The sequence below is a fragment of the Flavobacterium sp. N2038 genome (genome assembly GCF_025947185.1).
Taxonomy (GTDB): Bacteria; Bacteroidota; Bacteroidia; order Flavobacteriales; family Flavobacteriaceae; genus Flavobacterium.
Genome location: NZ_CP110001.1, coordinates 3,270,492 through 3,294,435, shown reverse-complemented (window position 1 = coordinate 3,294,435; position 23,944 = coordinate 3,270,492). Strand labels below are relative to the sequence as shown.

Annotated in this window: 17 protein-coding genes; 12 read left to right on the top strand and 5 right to left on the bottom strand. The window is 33.7% G+C overall.

Annotated features, from left to right (window positions below):
* The first annotated feature begins 10 nt into the window (after positions 1-10).
* From pta to OLM51_RS14515, 12 genes are all read left to right on the top strand, one after another.
* Positions 11-2,104, top strand: coding sequence for a phosphate acetyltransferase (gene pta / locus OLM51_RS14570; protein WP_264551327.1), 2,094 nt, complete (start codon positions 11-13; stop codon positions 2,102-2,104).
* 167 nt (positions 2,105-2,271) lie between these two features.
* Positions 2,272-3,456 (top strand): acetate/propionate family kinase, encoded by a 1,185-nt coding sequence (locus OLM51_RS14565; protein ID WP_264551326.1) that lies wholly within the window; start codon positions 2,272-2,274, stop codon positions 3,454-3,456.
* 18 nt (positions 3,457-3,474) lie between these two features.
* Complete coding sequence (locus OLM51_RS14560; RefSeq protein ID WP_264551325.1) at positions 3,475-3,897, top strand: DUF3995 domain-containing protein; 423 nt, start codon at positions 3,475-3,477, stop codon at positions 3,895-3,897.
* Between the two features lie 104 nt (positions 3,898-4,001).
* Positions 4,002-6,746: a LuxR C-terminal-related transcriptional regulator gene (locus tag OLM51_RS14555; protein WP_264551324.1), complete on the top strand. Its 2,745-nt coding sequence runs from the start codon at positions 4,002-4,004 to the stop codon at positions 6,744-6,746.
* A gap of 244 nt (positions 6,747-6,990) precedes the next feature.
* Positions 6,991-10,020 (top strand): SusC/RagA family TonB-linked outer membrane protein, encoded by a 3,030-nt coding sequence (locus OLM51_RS14550; RefSeq protein WP_264551323.1) that lies wholly within the window; start codon positions 6,991-6,993, stop codon positions 10,018-10,020.
* Positions 10,021-10,024: 4 nt separating this feature from the next.
* Entirely contained in the window at positions 10,025-11,500 is a 1,476-nt protein-coding gene (locus tag OLM51_RS14545; protein ID WP_264551322.1) for a RagB/SusD family nutrient uptake outer membrane protein, read from the top strand.
* Between the two features lie 71 nt (positions 11,501-11,571).
* Entirely contained in the window at positions 11,572-12,951 is a 1,380-nt protein-coding gene (locus tag OLM51_RS14540) for a glucoamylase family protein (RefSeq protein WP_264551321.1), read from the top strand.
* A gap of 10 nt (positions 12,952-12,961) precedes the next feature.
* A complete protein-coding gene (locus OLM51_RS14535; protein ID WP_264551320.1) occupies positions 12,962-13,684 on the top strand; it encodes a prolyl oligopeptidase family serine peptidase in 723 nt (240 codons plus the stop codon).
* 89 nt (positions 13,685-13,773) lie between these two features.
* The gene (bglX, locus tag OLM51_RS14530; protein WP_264551319.1) at positions 13,774-16,074 is read left to right on the top strand and encodes a beta-glucosidase BglX; all 2,301 of its coding nucleotides are present in this window, start codon (positions 13,774-13,776) and stop codon (positions 16,072-16,074) included.
* Positions 16,075-16,162: 88 nt separating this feature from the next.
* Positions 16,163-16,936, top strand: a complete 774-nt coding sequence (locus OLM51_RS14525; protein WP_264551318.1) for a glycerophosphodiester phosphodiesterase family protein — start codon at positions 16,163-16,165, stop codon at positions 16,934-16,936.
* A 25-nt stretch (positions 16,937-16,961) separates the two neighbouring features.
* Positions 16,962-18,893 (top strand): discoidin domain-containing protein, encoded by a 1,932-nt coding sequence (locus OLM51_RS14520; protein ID WP_264551317.1) that lies wholly within the window; start codon positions 16,962-16,964, stop codon positions 18,891-18,893.
* 149 nt (positions 18,894-19,042) lie between these two features.
* Positions 19,043-20,431, top strand: coding sequence for a M20/M25/M40 family metallo-hydrolase (locus tag OLM51_RS14515; RefSeq protein ID WP_264551316.1), 1,389 nt, complete (start codon positions 19,043-19,045; stop codon positions 20,429-20,431).
* 159 nt (positions 20,432-20,590) lie between these two features.
* Here OLM51_RS14515 and OLM51_RS14510 read toward each other — a convergent pair whose 3' ends face one another.
* The 5 genes from OLM51_RS14510 to kdsA form a co-directional block, all read right to left on the bottom strand.
* Positions 20,591-20,896: a hypothetical protein gene (locus tag OLM51_RS14510; RefSeq protein ID WP_264551315.1), complete on the bottom strand. Its 306-nt coding sequence runs from the start codon at positions 20,894-20,896 to the stop codon at positions 20,591-20,593.
* Positions 20,897-20,900: 4 nt separating this feature from the next.
* A complete protein-coding gene (locus OLM51_RS14505) occupies positions 20,901-21,353 on the bottom strand; it encodes a ubiquinone biosynthesis protein COQ4 (RefSeq protein WP_264551314.1) in 453 nt (150 codons plus the stop codon).
* An 82-nt stretch (positions 21,354-21,435) separates the two neighbouring features.
* On the bottom strand, positions 21,436-22,104 hold the full coding sequence (locus OLM51_RS14500) for a YiiX family permuted papain-like enzyme (protein WP_264551313.1): 669 nt from the start codon (positions 22,102-22,104) through the stop codon (positions 21,436-21,438).
* A gap of 101 nt (positions 22,105-22,205) precedes the next feature.
* Positions 22,206-23,102 (bottom strand): hypothetical protein, encoded by an 897-nt coding sequence (locus OLM51_RS14495; protein ID WP_264551312.1) that lies wholly within the window; start codon positions 23,100-23,102, stop codon positions 22,206-22,208.
* A 19-nt stretch (positions 23,103-23,121) separates the two neighbouring features.
* Complete coding sequence (gene kdsA / locus OLM51_RS14490; RefSeq protein WP_184163646.1) at positions 23,122-23,940, bottom strand: 3-deoxy-8-phosphooctulonate synthase; 819 nt, start codon at positions 23,938-23,940, stop codon at positions 23,122-23,124.
* Positions 23,941-23,944 lie beyond the last annotated feature (4 nt).

Here is a 23,944-nt window from a genome sequence, read left to right as displayed (position 1 = left end):
AATCTAAATCATGAGTAAAGCAATATATATAGCTACCAGTGATCATAATAGTGGTAAATCGATAATCACACTTGGCTTGATGAGTATTTTGACGGGTAAAACGGCTAAAGTTGGATATTTCAGGCCTATAATTGAAGATTTTGTCGATGGAGAACAAGACAATCATATCGAAACTGTTTTATCTTATTTTAACCTTGATATTAAGTTTGAGGATGCTTATGCAATCACTAAAAGCAAATTAATCAAGAAAAAAAATAAAGGAAAAATAGGAGAAGTTCTGGATCTGATTATTGAGAAATATAAGAAGCTCGAGGAAAATTTTGATTTTGTTTTAGTCGAAGGAACAAGCTTTACCGGAGAAGGAACTTCAATCGAACTGGATTTGAATGTTTTAATTGCCAAAAATCTTGGAATTCCAACCATAATTGTTGGTTCTGGAGTTGGTAAAACTTTAGAAGAACTTGTTGATAGCTTGTATTTAGTATATGATTCTTTTAAAGTAAAAGAAGTAGAGGTTTTATCTGTTTTTGCAAATAAAGTACAGCCGGAAAATATTGAGTTGGTAACCAAAAGTTTACAGAAAAGTTTGCCTTCAAATGTGTTGGTAAACACAATTCCGCTAATCTCAAGTTTAAACAATCCTACCATGCAGGAGATTGTGAATGAACTTGGTGCCAAAGTATTGTTTGGAGAGAATTATCTAAACAATGAAATTGGACATTACAGCGTTGGAGCGATGCAATTGCACAATTATTTAGTTCATTTACATGACAATGCGCTTGTAATAACTCCTGGAGATCGCTCGGACATAATATTAGGGGCATTACAAGCCAATGAATCGGCAAATTATCCAACGATATCAGGAATTATACTAACAGGAAATATTGTTCCTGAAGAGAGTATTTTAAAGCTTATAGAAGGACTTTCTGCTATTGTTCCTATTATTGCTGTCGATGGCGGAACTTATAGCATTACCAATAGAATTGGTGCTATTAAATCTGAGATCTACGCGAATAATACCCATAAAATTGAAACCTCAATAAACACTTTTGGGAAATATGTAGAAATTGAGGCTTTGTCACAAAGAGTAATCACTTTTGTGGTAGAAGGAATGACACCAAAAATGTTTCAGTACAATATGGTGAAAAGAGCCAAACAACATCGTAAACATATCGTATTACCAGAAGGAAATGATGATCGAATTATTATGGCAGCATCGAGATTACTAGATATGGATGTAGTAGATATTTCTATTATTGGCGATAAAAAGCAAATTGAAAGCAAAGTTGCAGAACTTGGACTTACTTTTGATTTTACAAAAGTAAATATTATAAATCCAAAAGAATCACCTCTTTACGAGGATTACGCCAATACGTATTATGAGCTTAGAAAAGCTAAAAATGTAAGTATAACTATGGCGAGAGATTTAATGGAAGATGTTTCGTATTTTGGTACAATGATGGTGTATAAAGGCCATGCAGACGGAATGGTTTCCGGAGCAGCGCATACTACCCAGCATACTATTTTACCTGCACTTCAGTTTATCAAAACCAAACCGAACTCTTCTGTGGTTTCTTCTGTGTTCTTTATGTGTTTAGAAGATAGAGTGTCGGTTTTTGGAGATTGTGCCATTAATCCAAACCCAACAGCAGAGCAATTGGCAGAAATTGCAATTTCATCTGCAGAATCAAGTGCTGCTTTTGGAATTGAACCCAAAATAGCGATGCTTTCCTATTCATCCGGAGCATCAGGAAAAGGTGATGAGGTTGATAAAGTAAGAACTGCGACCGAAATCGTAAAACAAAAACGTCCTGATTTAAAAATAGAAGGCCCAATTCAGTACGATGCTGCTGTTGACCGTGAAGTTGGAAAAAGCAAAATGCCGGATTCTGAAGTTGCAGGGCAGGCAAGTGTGCTTATTTTCCCTGATTTAAACACTGGAAATAATACCTATAAAGCAGTACAACGAGAAACCGGAGCTTTGGCAATAGGACCAATGTTGCAAGGCTTAAATAAGCCTGTAAATGATTTAAGCCGTGGCTGCACAGTAGACGATATTATCAATACAGTTGTAATTACAGCAATTCAGGCTCAGGGACTTTAGATAATTATTAATGGTTAATTATAAATTATAAATTTTACGTTATGATTTATACTTTAAAAAATCCGTTTTAGCAGTGTCTAAAATTTAGAAATGCAGTTTACAGTTACATTGAAAGAAACTTTAAAAATACTTAGCGACTTAGTGCCTTAGCGGCTAAAAATAAAAAAATGAAAATATTAATTATAAACTCAGGAAGTTCCTCAATAAAATATCAATTAATGGTTATGCCAGAGAACGAAGTGATTTGTTCGGGTATGATTGACAGAATTGGCTTAGAAACTTCAAATATCACGTTTAAAACTTCGGCTAATTCGTATGAAGAAACACTGCCGGTTTCGTCTCATAAAGTAGGTTTACAAAAAGTAGCCAATATGCTTTTAGATGCCGAGAAAGGAGTAATTAAATCAACATCAGAAATTGCAGCTGTTGGCCATCGTGTAGTGCATGGCGGAAGTGATTTTAGTGATACAGTAAAAATTGATGAAAAAGTAAAAGCAAAAATCAAGCAGCTTTTTGAGTTGGCGCCTTTACATAATCCTGCAAATTTAGAGGGAATTAATGTTGCAGAAGAGATTTTTGGCTCAGCAGAGCAAATTGCAGTTTTCGATACTGCTTTTCATCAGACAATGCCTGAGGTAGCTTACAAATATGCAATTCCTAATTATCTTCTGACAGAAAACAAAGTACGTGTTTATGGTTTTCATGGTACAAGCCACAAATACGTTTCTGAAAAAGCAATTAACTTTTTAGAGAAAAACGCCAATATTATTACCATTCATTTAGGTAATGGTTGTAGTATGGCGGCTGTAAAAAACGGAAAATGTATAGATACTACAATGGGGTTTTCACCATCAAATGGTTTAATAATGGGAACCCGCGCAGGAGATATTGATCAGTCGGTTATATTTTATATGATTAAGAATCTGGGATACACGCCAGACGAAGTCAATGCAGTATTACTTAAACAAAGTGGAATGCTTGGTTTAACAGGTTACAGCGATTTACGCGATATTGAAGGGGAAGCCGAAAAAGGAAATAGAGAATGCCAACTGGCTTTATTAATGAATGCCTACCGAATTAAAAAGACAATTGGGGCGTATACAGCTTCATTAAACGGATTGGATGCTATAATTTTTACAGCTGGAATTGGTGAAAACTCTTCGTATATGCGCAAATTGGTTTGTACTGACATGGAATATTTTGGAATTGAAATTGATAATGAAAAGAATCAAATTCGCTCAAAAGAAATTAGAGAAATAAGTAAACCAAATTCTAAGGCAAAAGTTCTGGTAGTACCAACAGACGAAGAATATGAAATTGCAAATCAGGTTTATCAGTTACTAAATAACTAATTTTTTAGATTGTTCGAAATGAATATTATTGCGCTATTGCTATTTTTAATTTTTGCTATTATTTCAGGAATTCATTTTTATTGGGGTTTTGGCGGAAAATGGGGGAGTAAGGCGGTTGTTCCCACAAAAAAAGATGAAACACCACTTTTTGTGCCTGACACAATTTCGACCTTTGTTGTGGCTGTTGGGACGTTGTTTTTTGGAGTTTTATATTTGATAAAATTTGAATTTATACCATTAAGTTTACCAATATGGCTTGATAAATATGGGTTTTGGAGCATAATTGCGATATTTACTGTAAGAGCCATTGGAGAATTTAATTACGTTGGTTTCTTTAAAAAACATAAAAATTCGCAGTTTGCCGTTAATGATACAAAATATTATTCGCCATTATGTTTAGTGATTGGCATATTGACTTTGGTTCTAGAACTAAATAAGTAAAAGTTTTGAATTGAAATTTATAAAAGAGCTCCCTAATAGGGAGCTTTTTTATGGCTTTATAATTAAATATTTGTCAGTATCTTTGATATATAAATCCTTATATTTTGAAATCGAAACTTTTTAAACTATTCTTCTTCTTTTTCATCGCTTCACAAATTCAGGCACAAGAATTACTTCCTTTCGTTGAAAACTATAATAAATCAGATTATCAGGGTGATAATCAAATCTGGAACGTTGCTCAGGGAAAAGATAAGGCGATGTATTTTGCTAATAATCATTATCTGTTACGTTATGATGGTGTGATTTGGGAAAAATATTCGCTGCCAAATAAAACTATTATTCGCTCTATATTAATTGAAGGTGATCGAATTTATTCGGGCTCTTATAAGGAGTTTGGTTATTGGCATAGAGAAAATGGAGAAATGCGCTATGTTTCTATCACTAAAAATCTCCGTTTATTTGATGAAAAAGACAATGAAGAAATCTGGAAAATTTTCAGATTTAACGGAGCTTTATATTTTCAGTCTTTTAACGATATTTTTATTTATGACGGAAAGCATATTCAAAAAATTAAATTTCCGTTTTTAATCTCCTATTGCTTCACAGTCGATCAAAATCTTTACGTCGCTTCTGTTAGCAAAGGAATGTTTAAAATGAACGGTTCCAGAATTACTAATCCGAAGGGATGGAATGTTTTAAAGAACACTGTTGTTCACGCAGTCGAAAAATACCAGGGCAAGACTTATATTTTTACACAGAAAAAAGGAATTTTTATTGTCGAAAAAGAAGGTTTGAAATCATGGGATAATCCATTGAATGAGACTTTAAAATCGAATGGTATTAATGTCGCTAAATTCATTAAAAAGGATAAACTAGTTATAGGAACTGGTAATAAAGGAGTTTTTATTTATGACTTAAGTAAAAATACATTTAAAAATATCGATAGGAACAATGTTTTGATGAATAATTCGGTCTTAAGCATTGGCCTTGATAAAGAGGAGGATTTATGGCTTGGTCTGGATAACGGAATTGCTCATGTTGAGGTAAATTCGCCAATTTCATTTTTTTATGATAATTCGGGGATTTTAGGATCGGTTTATTCTGTTGCGACTACGAGTAAAGGGTATTTGATTGCCTCAAATCATGGTATTTTTGAGTTTGATTCCGGGAATTTTAAAATGCTTTCTAATACGCAGGGGCAAGGGTGGAATATTACGAAAATTGGGGATAAATATCTGATTGGTCATAATGACGGAACTTTTTGTTATGAAAATAGCACCTTAACAAAAATCAATAACGTAAGCGGCGGATGGAATTTATCTAAGAGTATTATAAATGACACCTATTTTCAATCTACTTACAGTGGAATTCTGGTTTACGATGATGTCTCAGATTTAAGAAAAACGAAAAAAATTGATGGTCTTTCTAAACCAATTAAATATGTTGCACAAAATAAAAGAAATGAGATTTGGGCAGCAGATAATTATCGAGGATTATACAGAGTACTTTTTGATGACAACTATAAAACCTTAAAAGTTGAAAATATTACACAACAAAGTAAAATAAAAAATGACTTTGGTGTTAAGATTTTTGAGTTTAGAAAAGAATTACTCTTTCTAATTAATAATGTGTGGTACACATTCAATTCTATTTCAAATAAATTAGAAGAGAATGTTTTATTCAATACTAATTTTAAAAATGTTTCTGATGTTATTGCCATAGATGAAGACCATTTTATTGTTCTTCAGAACGGGATTTTATACCATATTTATGTGCAGGGAAATAAATTTTTATGGAACATACTTCAGGAGAAATATTATAAAGGGAAACTCATCAATGAAAACTTAAGAATTTTCAAAAGCAACAACCATTATTTAATGAATTTAGATGATGGATTCATTTCTCTTCAATTGGGCTATGAGAATAAACAAAATAAAGGTGTAAAAGTCGAAGCTTATAGCGAAAATACTCTTTTGCCGAACGATGGAAAGATTAAACATAATACTGAATTAAAAATTAATGTTATATCCGGAATTTATGGAGCCAGTAAGCCTAATTTATTCTATCAGATAAATAAGGGTAAAAATTATGTTCCGATCTCAAATGGGACAATAGTCTTGAATAACTTAAGCAGCGGCTCGCATTCGATTCTGATTTTTAAACATGATGGAGTAAATTACGATAAAGTTTCCAGTTTTGATTTTAAAGTGTCGCAACCTTGGTATTTCTCATTTTGGATGATTCTTCTTTATTTATTAGTGATTGGAGCAGTTTTGTTCTTTTACTATAAATGGAATAAACTGCGTTATACGCAAAAATTAAAGCTACAGGCAGAAGAATTAAAACATCAGCGTGAAATTCTGGAGATGGAGCTTAAAACAGAAAATGAATTAAACATTCAGGAATACGAAAAACATATTTTAGAACTTGAGTTGCAGACCAAAGCTTCAGAAGTAGCAGGAAAATCTTTATCTATTGCTAAGCAAAGCGAAATGATCGACAAAATTCAAAATATTCTGGATTCTGAGAAAGACTTCAATAAACTTAAAAGCGAAATCAAAAAAGCAATTAAGATAAATGAAGTGAATAAACATGAATGGGAAATTTTTGAAACCAATCTGAATCAAATTCATAATGAGTTTATCATTACACTTTCTAAAAAATATCCACAACTGACTCCAAAAGATATAAAACTGTGTGTTTATCTTAAAATGAATCTCTCTTCAAAAGAAATTGCACCTATGATGAATATCTCTTTTAGAGGTGTAGAACTACACAGATATCGTTTGAGGAAGAAATTAAATCTTAACCAGGAGGAAAACCTGTCAAAGTTTTTATTAAGTCTGTAAGATTTGGTTTTATTTTTTAAATAATTTATATTTTTTCAATTCTTTCTTTATAGAATTACAATACATCATTACTACATCATAAGGTTTTGTTAATGTAAAATTTTAGATAATTATAACATTGATTATCAATATTTTACATATTTATATTAACATAATGATGTAGTTATGTAGTAGTGGTATTTGATGTACTACAACGTTGTAATTGTTTAATTTGGCTCTACTAACTTAAACGATTACATACTGTATGAAAAATTTTATTTTTAGCTTTTTAGCACTCTTGTTGCTGCCAGCATTTATGATGGGGCAGGCACAGGCAATTAAAGGAAAAGTAGTAGACAGTAGTGGAATGGGAGTTCCGGGAGCTATAATTAGTGCTTCGGAATCCAGAACATCTGCTGATGCTGACTTCGATGGTAATTTTACCATTAATGCTAAAGTTGGAGAGACTTTAAAAATCTCGATGCTTGGTTTCGATTCTGTTTCTGTACCTGCAACTGCAGGTGTAATGTCAGTTACATTAAAAGAAGCTGGTGATACTTCCTTAAAAGAAGTGGTTGTAATTGGTTACGGTACCAGAAAGAAAATTGATAATACTTCTGCTATTACTTCATTAAGAGCAGAAGATGTTACAAAAACAAAGGTATTAAATGCATCTCAGGCTATTCAGGGTAAAGCTGCAGGGGTTCAGGTAACTTCTTCAGATGTTCCGGGAAGTACACCTTCTGTGGTTATTAGAGGTTTGGGTACTGCATTAGGAGGAAGAAATCCTTTATATATTGTTGATGGAATGCCAACTGAAAACATCAATAATATCAATACAAACGATATTACTTCTTACGAAATTCTAAAAGATGCTTCGTCTCTGGCGATCTATGGTACCAGAGCTGCAAACGGGGTAATCATTATTACAACAAAGAAAGGTAAAGGTGACAAAGTTTCTGTAGAAGTTGAAAGCTTTGGTGGTGTAAGAACACCACTTAAGAAAGTAAAAATGGCAGATGCAAATCAATATGCAAGCTATAGTAATGCAGCTTTAGGGACAAACAAATTCTCTACAAATCAGCCAGTAAATACAGATTGGTTTGATGAAATTACAAGAACGGGTACTTATACTCAAAATAATATTTCTATTTCTGGAGCTTCAGAAAATATTAAATACTTTTTTAGCGCAGGTAACTATCAAGAAAAAGCGATTCTAAATGGCTTAGATTATAGCCGTACAAGTTTTAGAAATAACAATGAATTTAAACTTTCTAAAAAAGTTACTTTAAATCAAAACTTTAGTTTTACATCAGCTAATTCTTCACCAAAACCGTTAAGTGCATTTACAAATGCATACAAGCAATCATCTATTGTTCCTGTGCGTTTTTCAAATGGTAAATATGGTGTTCCTTTTGCAGATGCAAACGGAGTAGCAAGTCCAACTGGTTCATCGTTTAATAATGTTGGAAACCCGGTTGCACAATTAGATTTCTATAATGAAGAACAAAGAAGTATTACTCTTCAAGGAGGTCTGAAATTAGATTATGAAATTGTAGACGGGTTAAAATTTACTTCACAATTTAATGGAGAGTATTATAGCTGGAAACAATATAATTATGAAGATACTAAAAATGTTTGGTTAGCAGCAAATCCAACTCGCGTTGATTCAGGTTATCCTTCATCAGATCCTATCAATTTATTGACTAAAGGTAGAGAGCAGTACTTTAACTGGAACTTATCTAACTATTTTACTTATAATAAAGTATTTGCTAATATTAATGATGTTGAATTAACTGCTGGTATTGAAACTTCTGTAAAAGGGCCAAGAGAAAAATTAACAATCGTAAGAAAAAATGTAAGTCCGGATTCTAACTATTGGGCCTTATATAACTCAAAAGATTCAAAAGGTGTAGACTATGTTGGTACAGTTACAAGTTTACAAGATGTTGTATTTAACGAAAGTAAATTAGCTTCTTATTTTGGCCGTCTTCAGTACAAATTAATGGACAGATACTTAGTAACTGGAACTATTAGACGTGACGGATCTTCAAACTTTGCAAAAGATTACCGTTGGGGAACTTTCCCATCCGTAGGTCTTGGATGGATTATGACTAAAGAAAGTTTCTTGTCAGATATTAAAGGAGTTGATTTGCTTAAATTAAGAGGAAGCTGGGGTAAATTAGGTAACCAAAATGTACCATTAAATAATCAAGGGTATGCTTCTGGATTAAACAGTTATTTAGGCGGATCTATCTTAAATGAAGGAACAAGTATTACTTCTCAAATTGACCCTACTTTAACTTGGGAGATTACTGAGGAAGCTTCTGTAGGTTTAGATTTTGAATTATTTCAAAATAGATTAAAAGGATCTTTTGATGTTTACGATAAAAATACAAACAATGTTATTCTGAACATTAAACCATATCCAACTTCTGGTATTACAGTAGCAACTCCATCACATGTTGGTGAGGTTTCAAATAAAGGTTATGAGATAGCTTTACGTTGGGATGATAAAATTACAGACGATTTAAGTTACTGGGTTGGAGGAAACTATTCTAACAACAAGAATGAACTTACAAGTTTAAAAGATGTTTCATTATCTCAGGTTGTCGGAGGTAATTTAGGAAATGGTCAGGATACCAAATTGTTATATAACAACTCAATAGGTCAGCCATTAGGTAGTTTTTATCTTTATGAATATGCAGGTGTAGATCCGGCAAATGGAAATATGCTTTACTATAATGCTGCAGGTGCTAAAGTAACTCAGGATGCTTTATCTGCAACAGCTGATAAAAAATATGTAGGTTCAATTTTGCCAACATCTAACTACGGAGTTTCTTTAGGAGTTGTTTACAAAAACATTGATTTCTCAGTTGACGGATATGGTACTGGAGGAGCAAAAGTATACAATGGTAAAAAAGCACAGCGTTTTGGAGGTGAAAATATTGAAGCTTCTATGACAAATGATTATTGGACACCAACAAATACAACATCGCCAAATCCAAGACCATTTAATACTGTTCCGGTAGCATCTACTTACTATATGGAATCTGGAGATTTCTTTAGAATCAACAATATTACATTGGGTTACAAACTTCCTCTTAGAGAAGATCAATTTATTAGCTCTTGCAGAATTTACCTGAATGCAATTAATCCATTCATTACTCAAAAATTCTCAGGTTTTTCTCCTGAATTGAATGGAGACGGGAATCCTTATGGAACTCAAGGGGTTGAATTGGATGCTTATCCAACATTAAGATCGTTTGTAATTGGTGCTAATTTTAAATTTTAATATTATGAAAAAGATATATATATCAATCTTCGTGTTATCAGCATTCACTTTTACAGGATGTGCTGATGATTACTTAGATGTTAAACAAACAGAAACAGTTTCTGTTGACGATATCGAGTTGTTTAACAATGACAATGGAGCAAAAACATTTGTGACTTCTATTTACAGCAAATTTTTAGACTGGGATATGAGTTCATTCGGATGGATTGGACTAGCAAGTATTACATCTGATGATGCTGATAAAGGTTCAACTCCTAGTGATACTGGTACTGATAAAGACGTTTTGGATGCATTAACATATAATGCATCAAATCCATCTGCTGAGAGTACGTTTAATGCAAACTATGACGGAATTAACAGATGTAATCAGGCATTAGAAATTCTGCCTAAATTATCTAAAGCTGATCCTGCATTAAGAGAAAGATTAATGGCTGAGGCAAAATTTTTAAGAGCTTTCATGTACTTTACTTTAGTAAAATGTTATGGAGGAGTGCCTATTGTAGATCATGTATCAAAAATTCCATTATCAACAGAAGATAAAGCGATGCAGTTAACTCGTAAAACATCTGCTGAAGTTTATGCTTTTATTGAAAAAGATTTAAAAGAAGCAGCTGCGGTTTTACCAAATAAATCCCAATATGCTGATGCTGAAAAAGCCAGAGCTTCAAAAGGAGCAGCTTATGCATTGTTAGCAAAAGTGAGTTTGTATCAGAAAAAATGGCAAAGTGTTGTTGATAATTGTAATCTGATCACAGGATATATTATTTCTCCGAGCTATGCTAAAATGTTTAGATTGGAAGGAGAAAATGATGGAGAATCTATTTTTGAAATAAATGGTGTAGGTAGTGTTCCTGCACGCGGAATTCAAGGATATTCTAATACTCAGGGTGTTCGTGATTCATGGGGATGGGGCTTCAATCAGCCTTCTCAAAGTTTGGTAAATGCTTATGAGCCTGGTGATGTTAGAAAAGATGCTACCATTATTTTTAGAGGAACAACTTTATATGATGGTACAGTAGTTCCTTTGGTTGTATTACCAGAAGGACAAGTAGATCCTAATCCGAGATACAACTTTAAAGCATATTCTTCTGCGTTCACAAATGCATGGGAAACGGATGCAAATATCAAGTATTTGAGATATGGTGAAGTATTGTTAATGAAAGCAGAAGCTTTAAATGAACTAGGTCAGACTTCAGAAGCAATTCCATTATTAAACGTAATCAGACACAGAGCTGGTTTAGGAGATACTCCAGCAACTTCTCAGGCAGCAGTTAGAACTGCAATCTGGAAAGAAAGAAGAGTTGAGTTAGCATTTGAATTTGACAGATTTTTTGATTTAGTTAGAACTGGTCAGGCAAAAGATGCTTTCGCTGTAGATGGAAAAGTATTTACAGTGGGTAAAAATGAATTATTCCCAATTCCGGCATCTTTCCTTTTAATAGCAGAAGGAATGTCTTCTCAAAATCCTGGTTATAATTAATATTCATAATATCACTTCCTTCTGGTTCTCAGAAGGAAGTGATTATTTATTACAATCTCAAAATTTTTATAATGATTAGAATTTCAGTTTTGTTTTTAGCTTTTACCTTTTTTGGTTGTGGATCAAATGCCCAAAAATCAAAGAATAATACAGGAGAAAATACTTCTGGTGTTACTGCATTAACTGATGAACAACTTTTAGATGTTGTTCAAAAACAAACCTTTAAATACTTCTGGGATTATGCTGAACCAAATTCAGGATTAGGAAGAGAACGTTATCATCCTGATGGAAATTACCCTGAAAATGATTCAAATATTGTAACAACAGGAGGATCAGGTTTTGGATTAATGGCTATTGTTTCCGGAATGTCAAGAGGTTATGTTACAAAAGAGGAAGGAGTAAAAAGATTAGATAAAATTGCCGATTTTCTTGCAAAAGCAGATCGTTTTCATGGAGCATGGTCACACTGGATTGACGGAAATACAGGAAAAGTAAAACCATTTGGGACTAAAGATAATGGAGGAGACTTAGTCGAAACATCATTTTTAATTTCAGGAATGATTACAGTTCGTGAATATCTTAAAAATGGTTCTGAAAAAGAAAAAGCTGTTGCACAAAAATATGATGCGCTTTGGAAAGGCGTAGAGTGGCAATGGTATACCAATAACAAAAATGTTTTGTACTGGCACTGGTCGCCAAATTATGACTGGCAAATGAATTTTCCGTTGGAAGGATACAACGAATGTTTAATCACGTACATTTTGGCAGCTTCTTCGCCAACACATGGTATTGATGCAAAAGCATACCATGAAGGCTGGGCAAGAAGTGGCGGAATTGTTTCTTCTAAAACTAAATACAATATTCCTTTAGTGCTAAAACACAATGGAGCAGAAGAATTTGGTGGACCATTATTTTGGGCACATTATTCTTATGTAGGACTAGATCCGAACCAATTAACAGATAAATATGCAAACTATTGGGATCTAAATGTAAATCAGGTTAAGATTGATTACAAATATTGTGTAGAGAATCCTAAAAAGTTTAAAGGTTACGGTAAAGATTATTGGGGATTAACAGCCTCATATTCCAGAAACCCTGACGGTTCAATTGGATATAATGCACACATGCCAAGTAATGATCAGGACGTAATTTCTCCAACGGCAGCAATTAGTTCAATTGTGTATACACCAAAAGAGTCAATGGCTTTGATACGTAATTTATACGAAAATCATAAAGAGCAAACCTGGGGAGAGGCCGGTTTTTACGATGCACTTAGTTTAGGAAATGATAATTGGGTAGCAAAACGCTATTTAGCAATCGATCAGGGGCCGGAAATAGTGATGATCGAAAATTATCGTACAGGTCTACTTTGGAAATTATTTATGAATGCTCCGGAAGTAAAACAAGGATTAACAAAACTTGGGTTTAAATCAGGTAAATACGGAATTTAAATTCAAATAAATGAGATATAAAATAACGGCGCTTATTCTATTGTTTTCTGTATTTGGTTTTGCACAAAGTGAAACCATAGGAAAATTTAAAACAGTTGTTGTCATCAATACTGAATTAGGTTATGCATTTCATAAGCCTTTAAGTACAAAAGAAAAGAAGCCATTAATAGTTTTTATTTCGGGAGATGGTGAGAAAGGGACCGACATTGAAAAGGTTAAAATTAATGGTCCGTTCAAATATTTAAAAACACACGCATTAGATGCCTATATTCTGGCGCCGCAATGTAAAGAAGATGAAAATTGGGACATTGAATCAATTTATCAGTTGATCTTGAAAATGCAAAAAGAAAACAATATTGATTCCGATAGAATATATGTTACTGGTTTGAGCTCAGGAGGCTGGGCTTCATGGAATTTGGCTTTTGCACATCCGGATCTATTTGCAGCAAACGTACCTGTCGCTGGTTTTGTAGATTTAATTCAGCTGGAAAAAACCTGTGAAATAGCCAATATTCCAACCAGAATTTTCCACGGATTATTAGATGATGTAGTTAATGTTGATTATGCAATTACGATTTACAAAGAATTGAAAAAATGTAATGCAAAAGATGTTCAATTGACCATTTTTGACAACGCAGGACATGATAGCTGGACAAAAGTTTACGACAATCAGGAAATATATGACTGGATGTTTAAACAGAATAGAAAGAATACAATACAAACAAATAAATAAAACAGAATGAAATCGCTTTGATTCCAAATTACAAACAGAATCAAGAAAAGCGATTCCATGTTCCATTAAAAAATAAATATTAAATACACATGAAAAACAAATTAGTCTTACTTTTTTTAGGATGTGCTGTTTTGGGTTACGCTCAAAAAAAGAACACAAAGAGTACAGTAAAAATTAAACCTAAGTCGGAGTTTGTAGCAGAATTAATGTCAAAAATGACATTAGATGAAAAATTAGGACAATTAAATTTACCTACATCAGGAGATATTACAACAGGACAGGCAAACAGCTCAAATGTTGCAAAAAATATTGCCGAAGGTAAAGTAGGAGGTTTGTTCAACATTAAATCAGTTCAAAAAATTAAGGAAGTTCAAAAAATTGCGGTTGAAAAGAGCCGCTTGAAAATTCCGTTGCTTTTTGGTATGGATGTTATTCATGGTTATGAAACAACATTCCCAATTCCGTTAGGATTGTCTTGTACATGGGATATGGGCTTAATCGAAAGAAGTGCTCAAATCGCGGCAAAAGAAGCTAGTGCTGACGGAATCAACTGGACATTCTCGCCAATGGTAGATATTTCGCGTGATCCGCGTTGGGGAAGAGTTTCTGAAGGTTCAGGAGAAGATCCATATTTAGGAAGCCAGATTGCAAAAGCAATGGTAAACGGTTACCAACAACACGATCTTTCTAAAAACAATTCGATTTTAGCTTGCGTTAAACACTTTGCATTATACGGTGCTCCAGAAGGCGGACGTGATTACAACACAGTTGATATGAGTCACATCAGAATGTTTAACGATTATTTTCCTCCTTACAAAGCAGCAGTTGATGCTGGTGTAGGTTCGGTTATGGCTTCTTTTAATGAAATTGACGGAATTCCGGCAACAGGAAATAAATGGTTAATGACAGATATTCTAAGAAAACAATGGGGTTTTAAAGGTTTTGTGGTTACAGATTTTACAGGAATTCCTGAAATGATTGAGCACGGAATGGGAGATCTTCAACAAGTTTCTGCTTTGTCATTAAACGCCGGAGTTGAAATGGATATGGTTGGAGAAGGTTTCTTAGGAACTTTGAAAAAATCTTTGGATGAAGGAAAAGTAAAAATCGAAACAATCGACAATGCTGTTAAACTTATCTTAGAAGCAAAATACGATTTAGGTTTATTCCAGGATCCATATAAATATTGTGATGAAAAAAGAGCTAAAACTGAAATCTTTACTATGGATAGCAGAAAAGAAGCACGTCAAATCGCCTCACAATCTTTAGTGTTGCTAAAAAATCAAAATCAGGTATTGCCTCTTAAAAAATCAGGAACGATTGGACTTATCGGACCATTGGCAGATGCTAAAGAAAATATGCCGGGTACCTGGAGTGTAGCTACAAAAATGGAAAATGCTATTTCATTATTAGCCGGAATCAAAGAAGTTGCAGGAGCAGGAACAAAAGTTTTATACGCTAAAGGAAGTAACTTAGATTACGATGAAACTTTTGAGACTAATGCAACAATGTTTGGAAAAACATTACACCGTGATGCACGTTCAAAAGAAGAATTATTAGCTGAAGCTTTAAAAGTTGCTGAGCAATCGGATGTAATTGTAGCTGCCTTAGGAGAATCTGCAGAAATGAGCGGAGAATCAAGCAGCCGTACAAACTTAGAAATTCCTCAGGCGCAAAAAGATTTATTAAACGCTTTATTAAAAACAGGAAAACCAGTTGTTTTAGTTTTATTTGACGGACGTCCGTTGGTAATTACGGACGAAGCAAAAACAGTTCCTGCAATCTTAAACGTTTGGTTTGCTGGTACAGAAGCAGGTTACGCTATTGCTGATGTTTTATTTGGAGATGTAAACCCTTCAGGAAAATTAACATCAACTTTCCCAAGAAGTGTTGGTCAGTTGCCAATTTATTACGCACACAAAAATACAGGAAGACCACTTTCTAATACAGAAGGGAAATTTGAAAAATTCAGATCAAACTATATCGACGAAAGAAACGAAGCTTTATTTCCATTCGGGTTTGGTTTAAGTTATACGACTTTTGATTATTCAAATCTGAAAATTTCATCAGACAAAATGAATGCAACCGGAAAACTTAAAGTTACAGTTGATCTTGCAAATACAGGAAATTTTGACGGTAAAGAAACAGTTCAGTTATACATCAGAGATTTAGTTGGTTCGGTAACAAGACCAGTTAGAGAATTGAAAGGTTTCCAGAAAATAGCCCTTAAAAAAGGGGAGAAACAAACAGTAAGTTTTGATATTACTGTTGAAGATTTAAAATTTTATAACTCTGATTTACAATTCGTAGCAGAGCCTGGACAGTTTGAGATTTTCGTTGGAGGAAATTCAGCTGCCGACAAGAAAGTTAGTTTTGAGTTAACTAAATAGTTGGTTTATTGATTAGTAATTAGCCCTTCGTGTTGGTTAGCGAAGGGCTTTTTTTCTAGTATAAAACCTCTTTTAATTTTTAAATTGTATGAATACTTTTAAAATAGCTTCATTAGTTCTGTTGGTAGTTTTTTCTTCCTGCAGTGTAAAAAAGAATGGCATTGTGGCACATCGTGGTGCATGGAAAAAAAATAATATGCCCGAAAATTCAATCGCAGCCCTAAGACATGCCATCGATTTAAATTTGACAGGTTCGGAATTTGATGTTTGGAGAACCGCAGATGATTCACTTGTAATCAATCACGATGCACATTATAATAAATTACTTATTGAAGAAACCAATTACGCAGATTTAATACAATTTAAATTGTCTAATGGTGAAAAGCTGCCAACGCTTCATGAGTATATTACTGAAGGTTTAAGAAACAATAAACATACTCTTTTGGTTTGTGAAATAAAACCCTCAGAAATTAGCAAAGAGCATGGAAAAATAACAGCTTTAAAAACAGTAGAAACCATCAAAAAACTCAAAGCAGATAAAAAGACCTGTTATATTAGTTTTGATTATGATATTCTAAAACAAATAAGAACAATTGATTCTAAAACAGTATTGCAATACCTGGAAGGAAATAAATCTCCAAAGGAAGTTAAGGCTGACAAGATTAATGGCGTAGATTATCATTATTCCGTTTTCAAAAAGCATCCGGAATGGGTTAAAGAAGCAAAAGACAACAAGATTATTCTGAATGCCTGGACAGTCAATGAGGCGACAGATATGGATTGGATTATAGATTATAAATTCAATTATATAACTACAAATGAACCGGAACTTTTGCAGGAAAGAATAAACCAGAAAAAGTAATCCCATTACAAAAACAAACCAAATCATGAAAAAAATATATAAACAGCTTACATTCCCTGTTTTATTGTTTGTGATATTTTTCAATAACAATATTCAGGCTCAAAATTTGGCTCTTCCCGGTAAAACGGAATGGTTTGATCCAAATAAACCGGCGACAACCTATTGTAACCCAATTAATATCGGTTACAATTATACAACTCATAATCATAACGGAATTCCGGAATCCCGACGTTCAAGTGCAGATCCTGTAATTATCACTTATAAAGGCGAATATTATTTATTTGCTACCAATCAGGCTGGTTTCTTTTGGAGTAAAGACATGTCAGACTGGAATTTTGTTTACGGAAGTTTTCAAAGACAGCCAGGTGATGATGACCAGTGTGCACCAGCTGCATGGGTGGTAAATGATACCTTATTTTATGTAGGTTCAACATGGAAAAGAGACCATCCAATCTGGAAAACAGCAGATCCAAAATCAGGAAGATGGACACGCCACGTAAACAAAGCCATGTTGCCAACCTGGGATCCTGCCATTTTTCAGGATGATGATAAAAAAGTCTATATGTATTACGGATCAAGTGGGAAGTTACCACTTGTAGGTACAGAAGTTGATTATAAAACCTGGCTTCCAAAAGGAAATCAGGCAGATTATGCACAATTATATAAAGCAACAGAAGTTGAAGATATTCAGCGTCCGTATGGACAAATAAAAGAAGTTGTAGGTTTAGATCCTGCAAATCATGGATGGGAGCGTTTTGGACCTAACAATGATATGGAACCTGCACCCTGGGGGAATTTTATTGAAGGTGCCTGGATGACCAAACATAATGGAAAGTATTATATGCAGTATGGAGCACCTGCAACCGAATTTAAAGGATATGCAAACGGTGTGCATGTTGGTGATAATCCGTTAGGACCATTTACCTATCAAAAACACAATCCAATGTCGTATAAACCAGGTGGGTTTGTAATTGGGGCAGGACACGGAAATACTTTTGCAGATAATTATGGAAATTACTGGAATACCGGAACTTGTAAAATCTCTATTAAGGATCGTTTTGAACGTCGTATTGATATGTTTCCTGCGGGATTTGATAAAGACGATGTAATGTATTCTATTACAGCTTATGGCGATTTTCCAACTGTACTTCCAACTGGTCAAAGAAACCAGGAAAACGGAGCTTCAAAAGGCTGGATGCTACTTTCATATAAAAAACCGGTTACAGTTTCCTCTTCTGAAGATTGTATGGAAGTCGAAACCCACAGAATGGATAATGGAGGGAAAAAAGTGTATGAGAAGTTTTGTTACGGAGCAAATAATTTAACCGATGAAAATATTCAGACGTATTGGTCTGCAAAGACAGATGCTCCGGGAGAATGGCTGCAACTTGATTTAGGAAGAGCAATGGAGATAAATGCACTTCAAATTAATTATGCTGATCATAAAGCAACGCAGTATAATAAGGCAATGGATATTTATTATCAATATAAAATCTTTATGTCAGATGATGCTCAAAATTGGACATTGGTGGTAGATAAATCTCAAAACACCAAAGACGTTCCTCATGACTATGTAGAATTGACAAAATCGTTTAAGGCGCGTTACATCAAAATGGTAAATATTCATAACGCTTCCGGATTATTTGCGATTTCAGATTTCAGAGTTTTCGGAAACGGATTAGAAACTAAGCCAAAAGCAGTTTCTAATTTTAAAGTAGCCAGAAATGCCACAGATTCAAGAAATGCAATGATCAGCTGGAAAAAACAAACAGATGCTATAGGATATAATATTTACTACGGAATTAGCCCTGATAAATTATATAATAGTATTATGGTTTATGACGAAAGCGCATACGATTTTAGAGGATTAGACAAAGGCACAAAGTATTATTTTACGATTGAACCATTCAATGAAAATGGAATAGGTGCAAAAACTAAAATTACAGAAGTGAAATAGTTTTAACCTGCTAAACTTATAAAGACCTTGATTACAAACAAAATAATTTGTAATCAAGGTTTTTTTTTGTGAAAAGGTGGTATAAAAACTCTTACAGGTCTGAAGAATTTTGTTCCTTTGTGACAACAACCCAAAAAGTTAATAAACCTATGAAAAAAACGATTCTTTTAACTGCTATAGTTTTAAGCGGATTAACATCTTTTGCACAGTCAAATGATGAAAAGAACATTAAATTATTTTATAAAAAAGCTTTAACCGAAGCTAAATGCTACACTTGGTTAGAGTATTTGTCAAATGATATTGGAAGCCGTCTGTCAGGATCAGCAAGTGCAGAGCAGGCAGTTCAGTATACTAAAACCCAATTAGAAAGCTTAGGTCTAGACAAAGTATATCTACAGGAAGTTATGGTACCACACTGGGTACGCGGCGCAAAAGAAACTGCTTTTATCTTAGATAATAAAGCTAAAATTGCAGTGCCAATTTGTGCTTTAGGCGGTTCTGTTGCAACTGCAAAAACAGGACTTACAGCAGAGATAATAGAAGTTCAGGGAATCAAAGAACTGGAAGCATTAGGAGATAAAGTAAAAGGAAAAATTGTGTTTTATAACAGACCAATGAATCCTGAAAATATCGAAACATTTACATCTTATGGAGCTTGCGTAGATCAAAGATATGCAGGTGCAAAAGAAGCTGCAAAACTGGGCGCAGTAGGAACAATTGTTCGTTCGATGAATTTGCGTTTAGATGACTTTCCACATACAGGAGCACAGAGCTACGGAGATTTACCAAAAGAGCAATATATTCCAACTGCAGCAATTAGTACAAATGGTGCTGAATTGCTAAGTGCCAGTTTGAAACGTAATCCGTCTTTAAAATTTTATTTCAAACAATCTTGCGAAACTTTGCCGGACGTTTTGTCTTATAATGTAATCGGAGAATTAACAGGAACAGTAACTCCGGAAAATATTATGGTAGTGGGAGGACATTTAGATTCCTGGGATTTAGCCGATGGTTCTCATGATGATGGAGCGGGAGTAGTACAGAGTATGGAGGTAATTCGCATTCTAAAAAACCTAAACTACAAACCTAAAAATACGATTCGTGTTGTATTATTTATGAACGAAGAGAATGGAGGAAAAGGTGGTGCTAAATATGAAGAAGTTTCAAAACAAAAGAAAGAGAATCATATTTTTGCATTAGAAAGTGATTCAGGCGGATTCTCACCACGCGGATTTTCAATTGAAGCAGATGATGCCAACGTAAAAAAAATACAAGGATACAGAGATCTTTTTGAGCCTTATTTAGTACATAGTTTTACAATTGGTCACGCAGGTTCAGATATTAGTCATTTAACATCACAGGCAATTGTTAAAGCAGGTTTAAAACCAGATTCACAACGTTATTTTGATTACCATCACGCAGCAAATGATAAATTTGATGCTATTAATAAAAGAGAATTAGAACTTGGTGCTGCAACAATGACTACGTTAATGTATTTATTAGATCAAAACGGAATCGAGACTAAAAAAGCAAATTAAGATTTTAAATAAAAAAAGTATTAAAGCCATAAGTACAAAAACTTATGGCTTTTTTTTTGTGCTGTAATAAAATGCTTGTAATGCATAAATTCTGTGGAAATGATTTAGTCACAACCGATTTCAATCTGTTGTATTAAATAGTAAAATAGCACTTAAGAATTAGGATTTCATCACAATCAAATAATACAAAAAGGTGACTGGAATATTAGATAACAGAATTAAAATTTTAATGCCAATTACTTTTCGTTGCTGAGGTAGGTGAATAAACCGATCTGTTAAATGAACAAGCATGATTATGTTTACAACTATTGCCCCTAAAGCAAATGGCCAGCCAATCACTAAAACGGTCGGACTTTCATTTGAAGCAATATAAAGAAGTAGTAAAACTGTACTGATTATAAATGAACCAATAGCTAATTCGGTTGATTCTTTTTCTTCGAAAGGTTCTTCGTTAAGAGTTTTCATAATTTTAAATATTAAAAGTTTTTTGAATAGACTGAACTGGCATGAAAAGCATTTTTGAAAAATCTAAATAGTGAAACGGAAGTGCTTTTTTTCCTCTTTTAAATTGTTGAATGAAATAATACATTCGTTTGGGATAAAAAATAGTACCGGATAAAATGACCATAAATAAATACAGGCTTTTCTTTCCGTTTCCTAACAAATAATACTGCATCCCGATTTCTTCGTAAACTGAAACTCCTGTATTGGTTAAAACATGAATAACGTCGTGATCCTCCAGTTTTTCCTGAATATCAAAATGATTTTTATATAAAAAATTGCCCAGACCAAATCCTAAACTATTTTCCGGATAGTCCATTAATTTGGGTTTAGGAATATTCCAGGGTTCATTTTTCTTGAAATATTTCTGATAAGGTTTCTTCGAAGATTCATACAGTTTTTCAATTAAAAAATCTCTCATAAAATAGTTTTAAAAGTTCTTTGGAATTCAAAGTTAAATAGTAAATAAAAAAGCCGGAAATTATCAACCAGCTTTTAATGTATTAATAAGTGTCTATTACAGTTTTCAATAAATTAGAATCGGCAAGATCAGAAGGAGCAACGACTTTTTCGTCTAGCGGAATGTCATTTCCATAACGTTCTTTCAGTATCTTTTGAACTCTTGGATCTTCAAGGTTAAAATCTTTTAATTCTCGTAGTTTAGACAACTCAATTCCTGCAGCATTCTTGTAAATCTTCCAGATTAGTTCAGAACAGTAAATTCTGTTGTCCGTCCATTCAAAATAAGCGTCATATTCTTTGCCATCAAATTGCTGACTGTAATCTTTCATTTTTTGTAAAATCAGCGGATTCAAAGCACTTTCGTCTTTTAATCTTTTCACTACATATTTATTTTCTTTTCCGTGTTTAATCCAGTCTTCAAAAGGAGTAAGTTTAACAGGCTGAACTGCCTCAAAAACAAACCATTTTCCGTCAATATCATAAATAATTCCACAGTGCGAAAACTTAGAATTAGTTGCAATACGAACCGCTTCACATTGTTTCGATTCCGAGGTTTGAAATATAATATCGCCATCTTTATATTTGCTCGCTATTGTTTTTTCTGGTGCAGTTCCTGTAAATGGATTGTTAGGAAAAACTTTTAAAGCAACAAACAGAGCGCATCCAAAACTTAGAATAAAAGTAATCAGTGGAAATAAATATTTTTTCATAAAGTATATTTTTAAAGTACTTTGAAGTACAAAGTAAATAATAAAAAAAATAGCTGCCAAATAAAATGACAGCTATTTTAAATATAATTTTCTGAGAAGAATTAGATTCTGAAAATTCCTCCAACAGCAATAATTCTTTGGAAGAAGAAGAAGTCCTGCGAAGCTTTGTCTTCACTGCTTGTTGTAGTTCTAATATCCTGCATGTTAATGTAACCACCTTTTAACTCTCCCTGAATATAGAAGTGTTTGAAAAAAGTAATGTTAAGACCTGCTTTTGCAGAAACACCATAACCAGAAACGTGAAAATCATCGTGACGTTCTTTACCTAAAAGTGTTGTATTTGTCTTAGGGTATAAAAGCCCAATTCCTAAACCTTCAGTTAAGTTAATCTGAACTTTATCAATATTTGGTAAACCAAACCATTTAGAAACATCATCAAATCTGGAAACTTCCGTATTAATGTAATTCAGACCATCAGTATGCTCATAAATTAAAAAAGGAGTGCCAGTGCTACCCGCAGGCATACCACCTTCAACAGCGCCACCTTGGGACATATCTACAGGCGTATTGTTGTAAACTCCATTGTAAATTGAGCCGTCCTGATCTGCAGGTAAATTGATATTTCCGGTAACATTTGCAATTTGATTCTGTGTCATTACATATTTCATGTGATCAACACCAATAGTAACACTATAATGATCGCTAAAAAAATAACCTAATCTCAAATTGGTTTGCGGAATAGTCATATTTACCGGATTAACATAATCAACATGCCAACCTTTTGGTTTGTCATGAGCACTCATATTATCCACTGTAAAGTTGTAATCTTTACCTCTGAAATTTACATCAGATTTAGAGTAACTTTCTCTGTTACCACCCCACATAACAAAGAATTTTCCTTTGTTATGAGCAGCATATTTTTGTACTGGAATTTCTTCCTGAGCAAATGTGTTTAAAGAAACGCAAGCCAGTAAGAAAAATAAAATTTTTGTTTTCAAAGAACTTAAGTATTATAAATTAAAAGGCATTTACAGTTTTTCTAATGGCAACCAGCTTGTTCATTAAACCTTCAAAATAGTCTAAATGAAGCATATTCGCACCATCACTTTTTGCGTTAGCAGGATCAAAATGAGTTTCGATAAAAATACCGTCCACACCTACAGCGATACCAGCTTTGGCAACAGTTTCGATCATATCAGGTCTTCCGCCTGTAACACCGGCAGTTTGATTTGGTTGTTGTAACGAATGCGTAACGTCAAGTACTGTAGACGCATATTGCTGCATAGTAGGAATACCTCTAAAATCAACAATCATGTCCTGGTAACCAAACATAGTACCGCGATCTGTAACCATTACATTTTCGTTGTTACAGTCTAATACTTTCTGTACAGCATGTTTCATACTTTCCGGGCTCATAAATTGTCCCTTTTTCAGATTTACTACTTTTCCTGTGTTAGCGGCAGCTACAACAAGATCAGTCTGGCGAACTAAGAAAGCGGGAATTTGTAAAACGTCTACGTATTGCGCTGCCATATCAGCATCTTCATTGGTATGAATATCTGTTACAGTAGGAACATGAAAAGTTTCGGATACTTTTCTTAAAATTTTTAAAGCTTTTTCGTCACCAATTCCAGAGAAACTGTCAATTCTTGAACGATTAGCTTTTTTAAAAGACCCTTTAAATACGTAAGGAATCTGAAGGTTGTCGGTAATACCAACTAATTTTTCAGCAATTCTAAGCGCCATTTCTTCTCCTTCGATGGCACAAGGTCCCGCCAATAAAAAGAAATTCCCGCTGTCAGTATGCTTAATTTGAGGAATATGTTGTATGTTCATAATA

Bases quoted from the DNA above. Each gene is read 5' to 3' on its own strand.
- pta (WP_264551327.1), top strand. From the start codon at position 11: ATGAGTAAAGCAATATATATAGCTACCAGTGATCATAATAGTGGTAAA.
- OLM51_RS14510 (WP_264551315.1), bottom strand. From the start codon at position 20,896: ATGAAAACTCTTAACGAAGAACCTTTCGAAGAAAAAGAATCAACCGAA.
- kdsA (WP_184163646.1), bottom strand. From the start codon at position 23,940: ATGAACATACAACATATTCCTCAAATTAAGCATACTGACAGCGGGAAT.
- OLM51_RS14505 (WP_264551314.1), bottom strand. From the start codon at position 21,353: ATGAGAGATTTTTTAATTGAAAAACTGTATGAATCTTCGAAGAAACCT.
- OLM51_RS14540 (WP_264551321.1), top strand. From the start codon at position 11,572: ATGATTAGAATTTCAGTTTTGTTTTTAGCTTTTACCTTTTTTGGTTGT.
- OLM51_RS14525 (WP_264551318.1), top strand. From the start codon at position 16,163: ATGAATACTTTTAAAATAGCTTCATTAGTTCTGTTGGTAGTTTTTTCT.
- OLM51_RS14535 (WP_264551320.1), top strand. From the start codon at position 12,962: ATGAGATATAAAATAACGGCGCTTATTCTATTGTTTTCTGTATTTGGT.
- OLM51_RS14515 (WP_264551316.1), top strand. From the start codon at position 19,043: ATGAAAAAAACGATTCTTTTAACTGCTATAGTTTTAAGCGGATTAACA.
- OLM51_RS14545 (WP_264551322.1), top strand. From the start codon at position 10,025: ATGAAAAAGATATATATATCAATCTTCGTGTTATCAGCATTCACTTTT.
- OLM51_RS14500 (WP_264551313.1), bottom strand. From the start codon at position 22,104: ATGAAAAAATATTTATTTCCACTGATTACTTTTATTCTAAGTTTTGGA.
- OLM51_RS14550 (WP_264551323.1), top strand. From the start codon at position 6,991: ATGAAAAATTTTATTTTTAGCTTTTTAGCACTCTTGTTGCTGCCAGCA.
- OLM51_RS14565 (WP_264551326.1), top strand. From the start codon at position 2,272: ATGAAAATATTAATTATAAACTCAGGAAGTTCCTCAATAAAATATCAA.
- OLM51_RS14560 (WP_264551325.1), top strand. From the start codon at position 3,475: ATGAATATTATTGCGCTATTGCTATTTTTAATTTTTGCTATTATTTCA.
- OLM51_RS14520 (WP_264551317.1), top strand. From the start codon at position 16,962: ATGAAAAAAATATATAAACAGCTTACATTCCCTGTTTTATTGTTTGTG.
- bglX (WP_264551319.1), top strand. From the start codon at position 13,774: ATGAAAAACAAATTAGTCTTACTTTTTTTAGGATGTGCTGTTTTGGGT.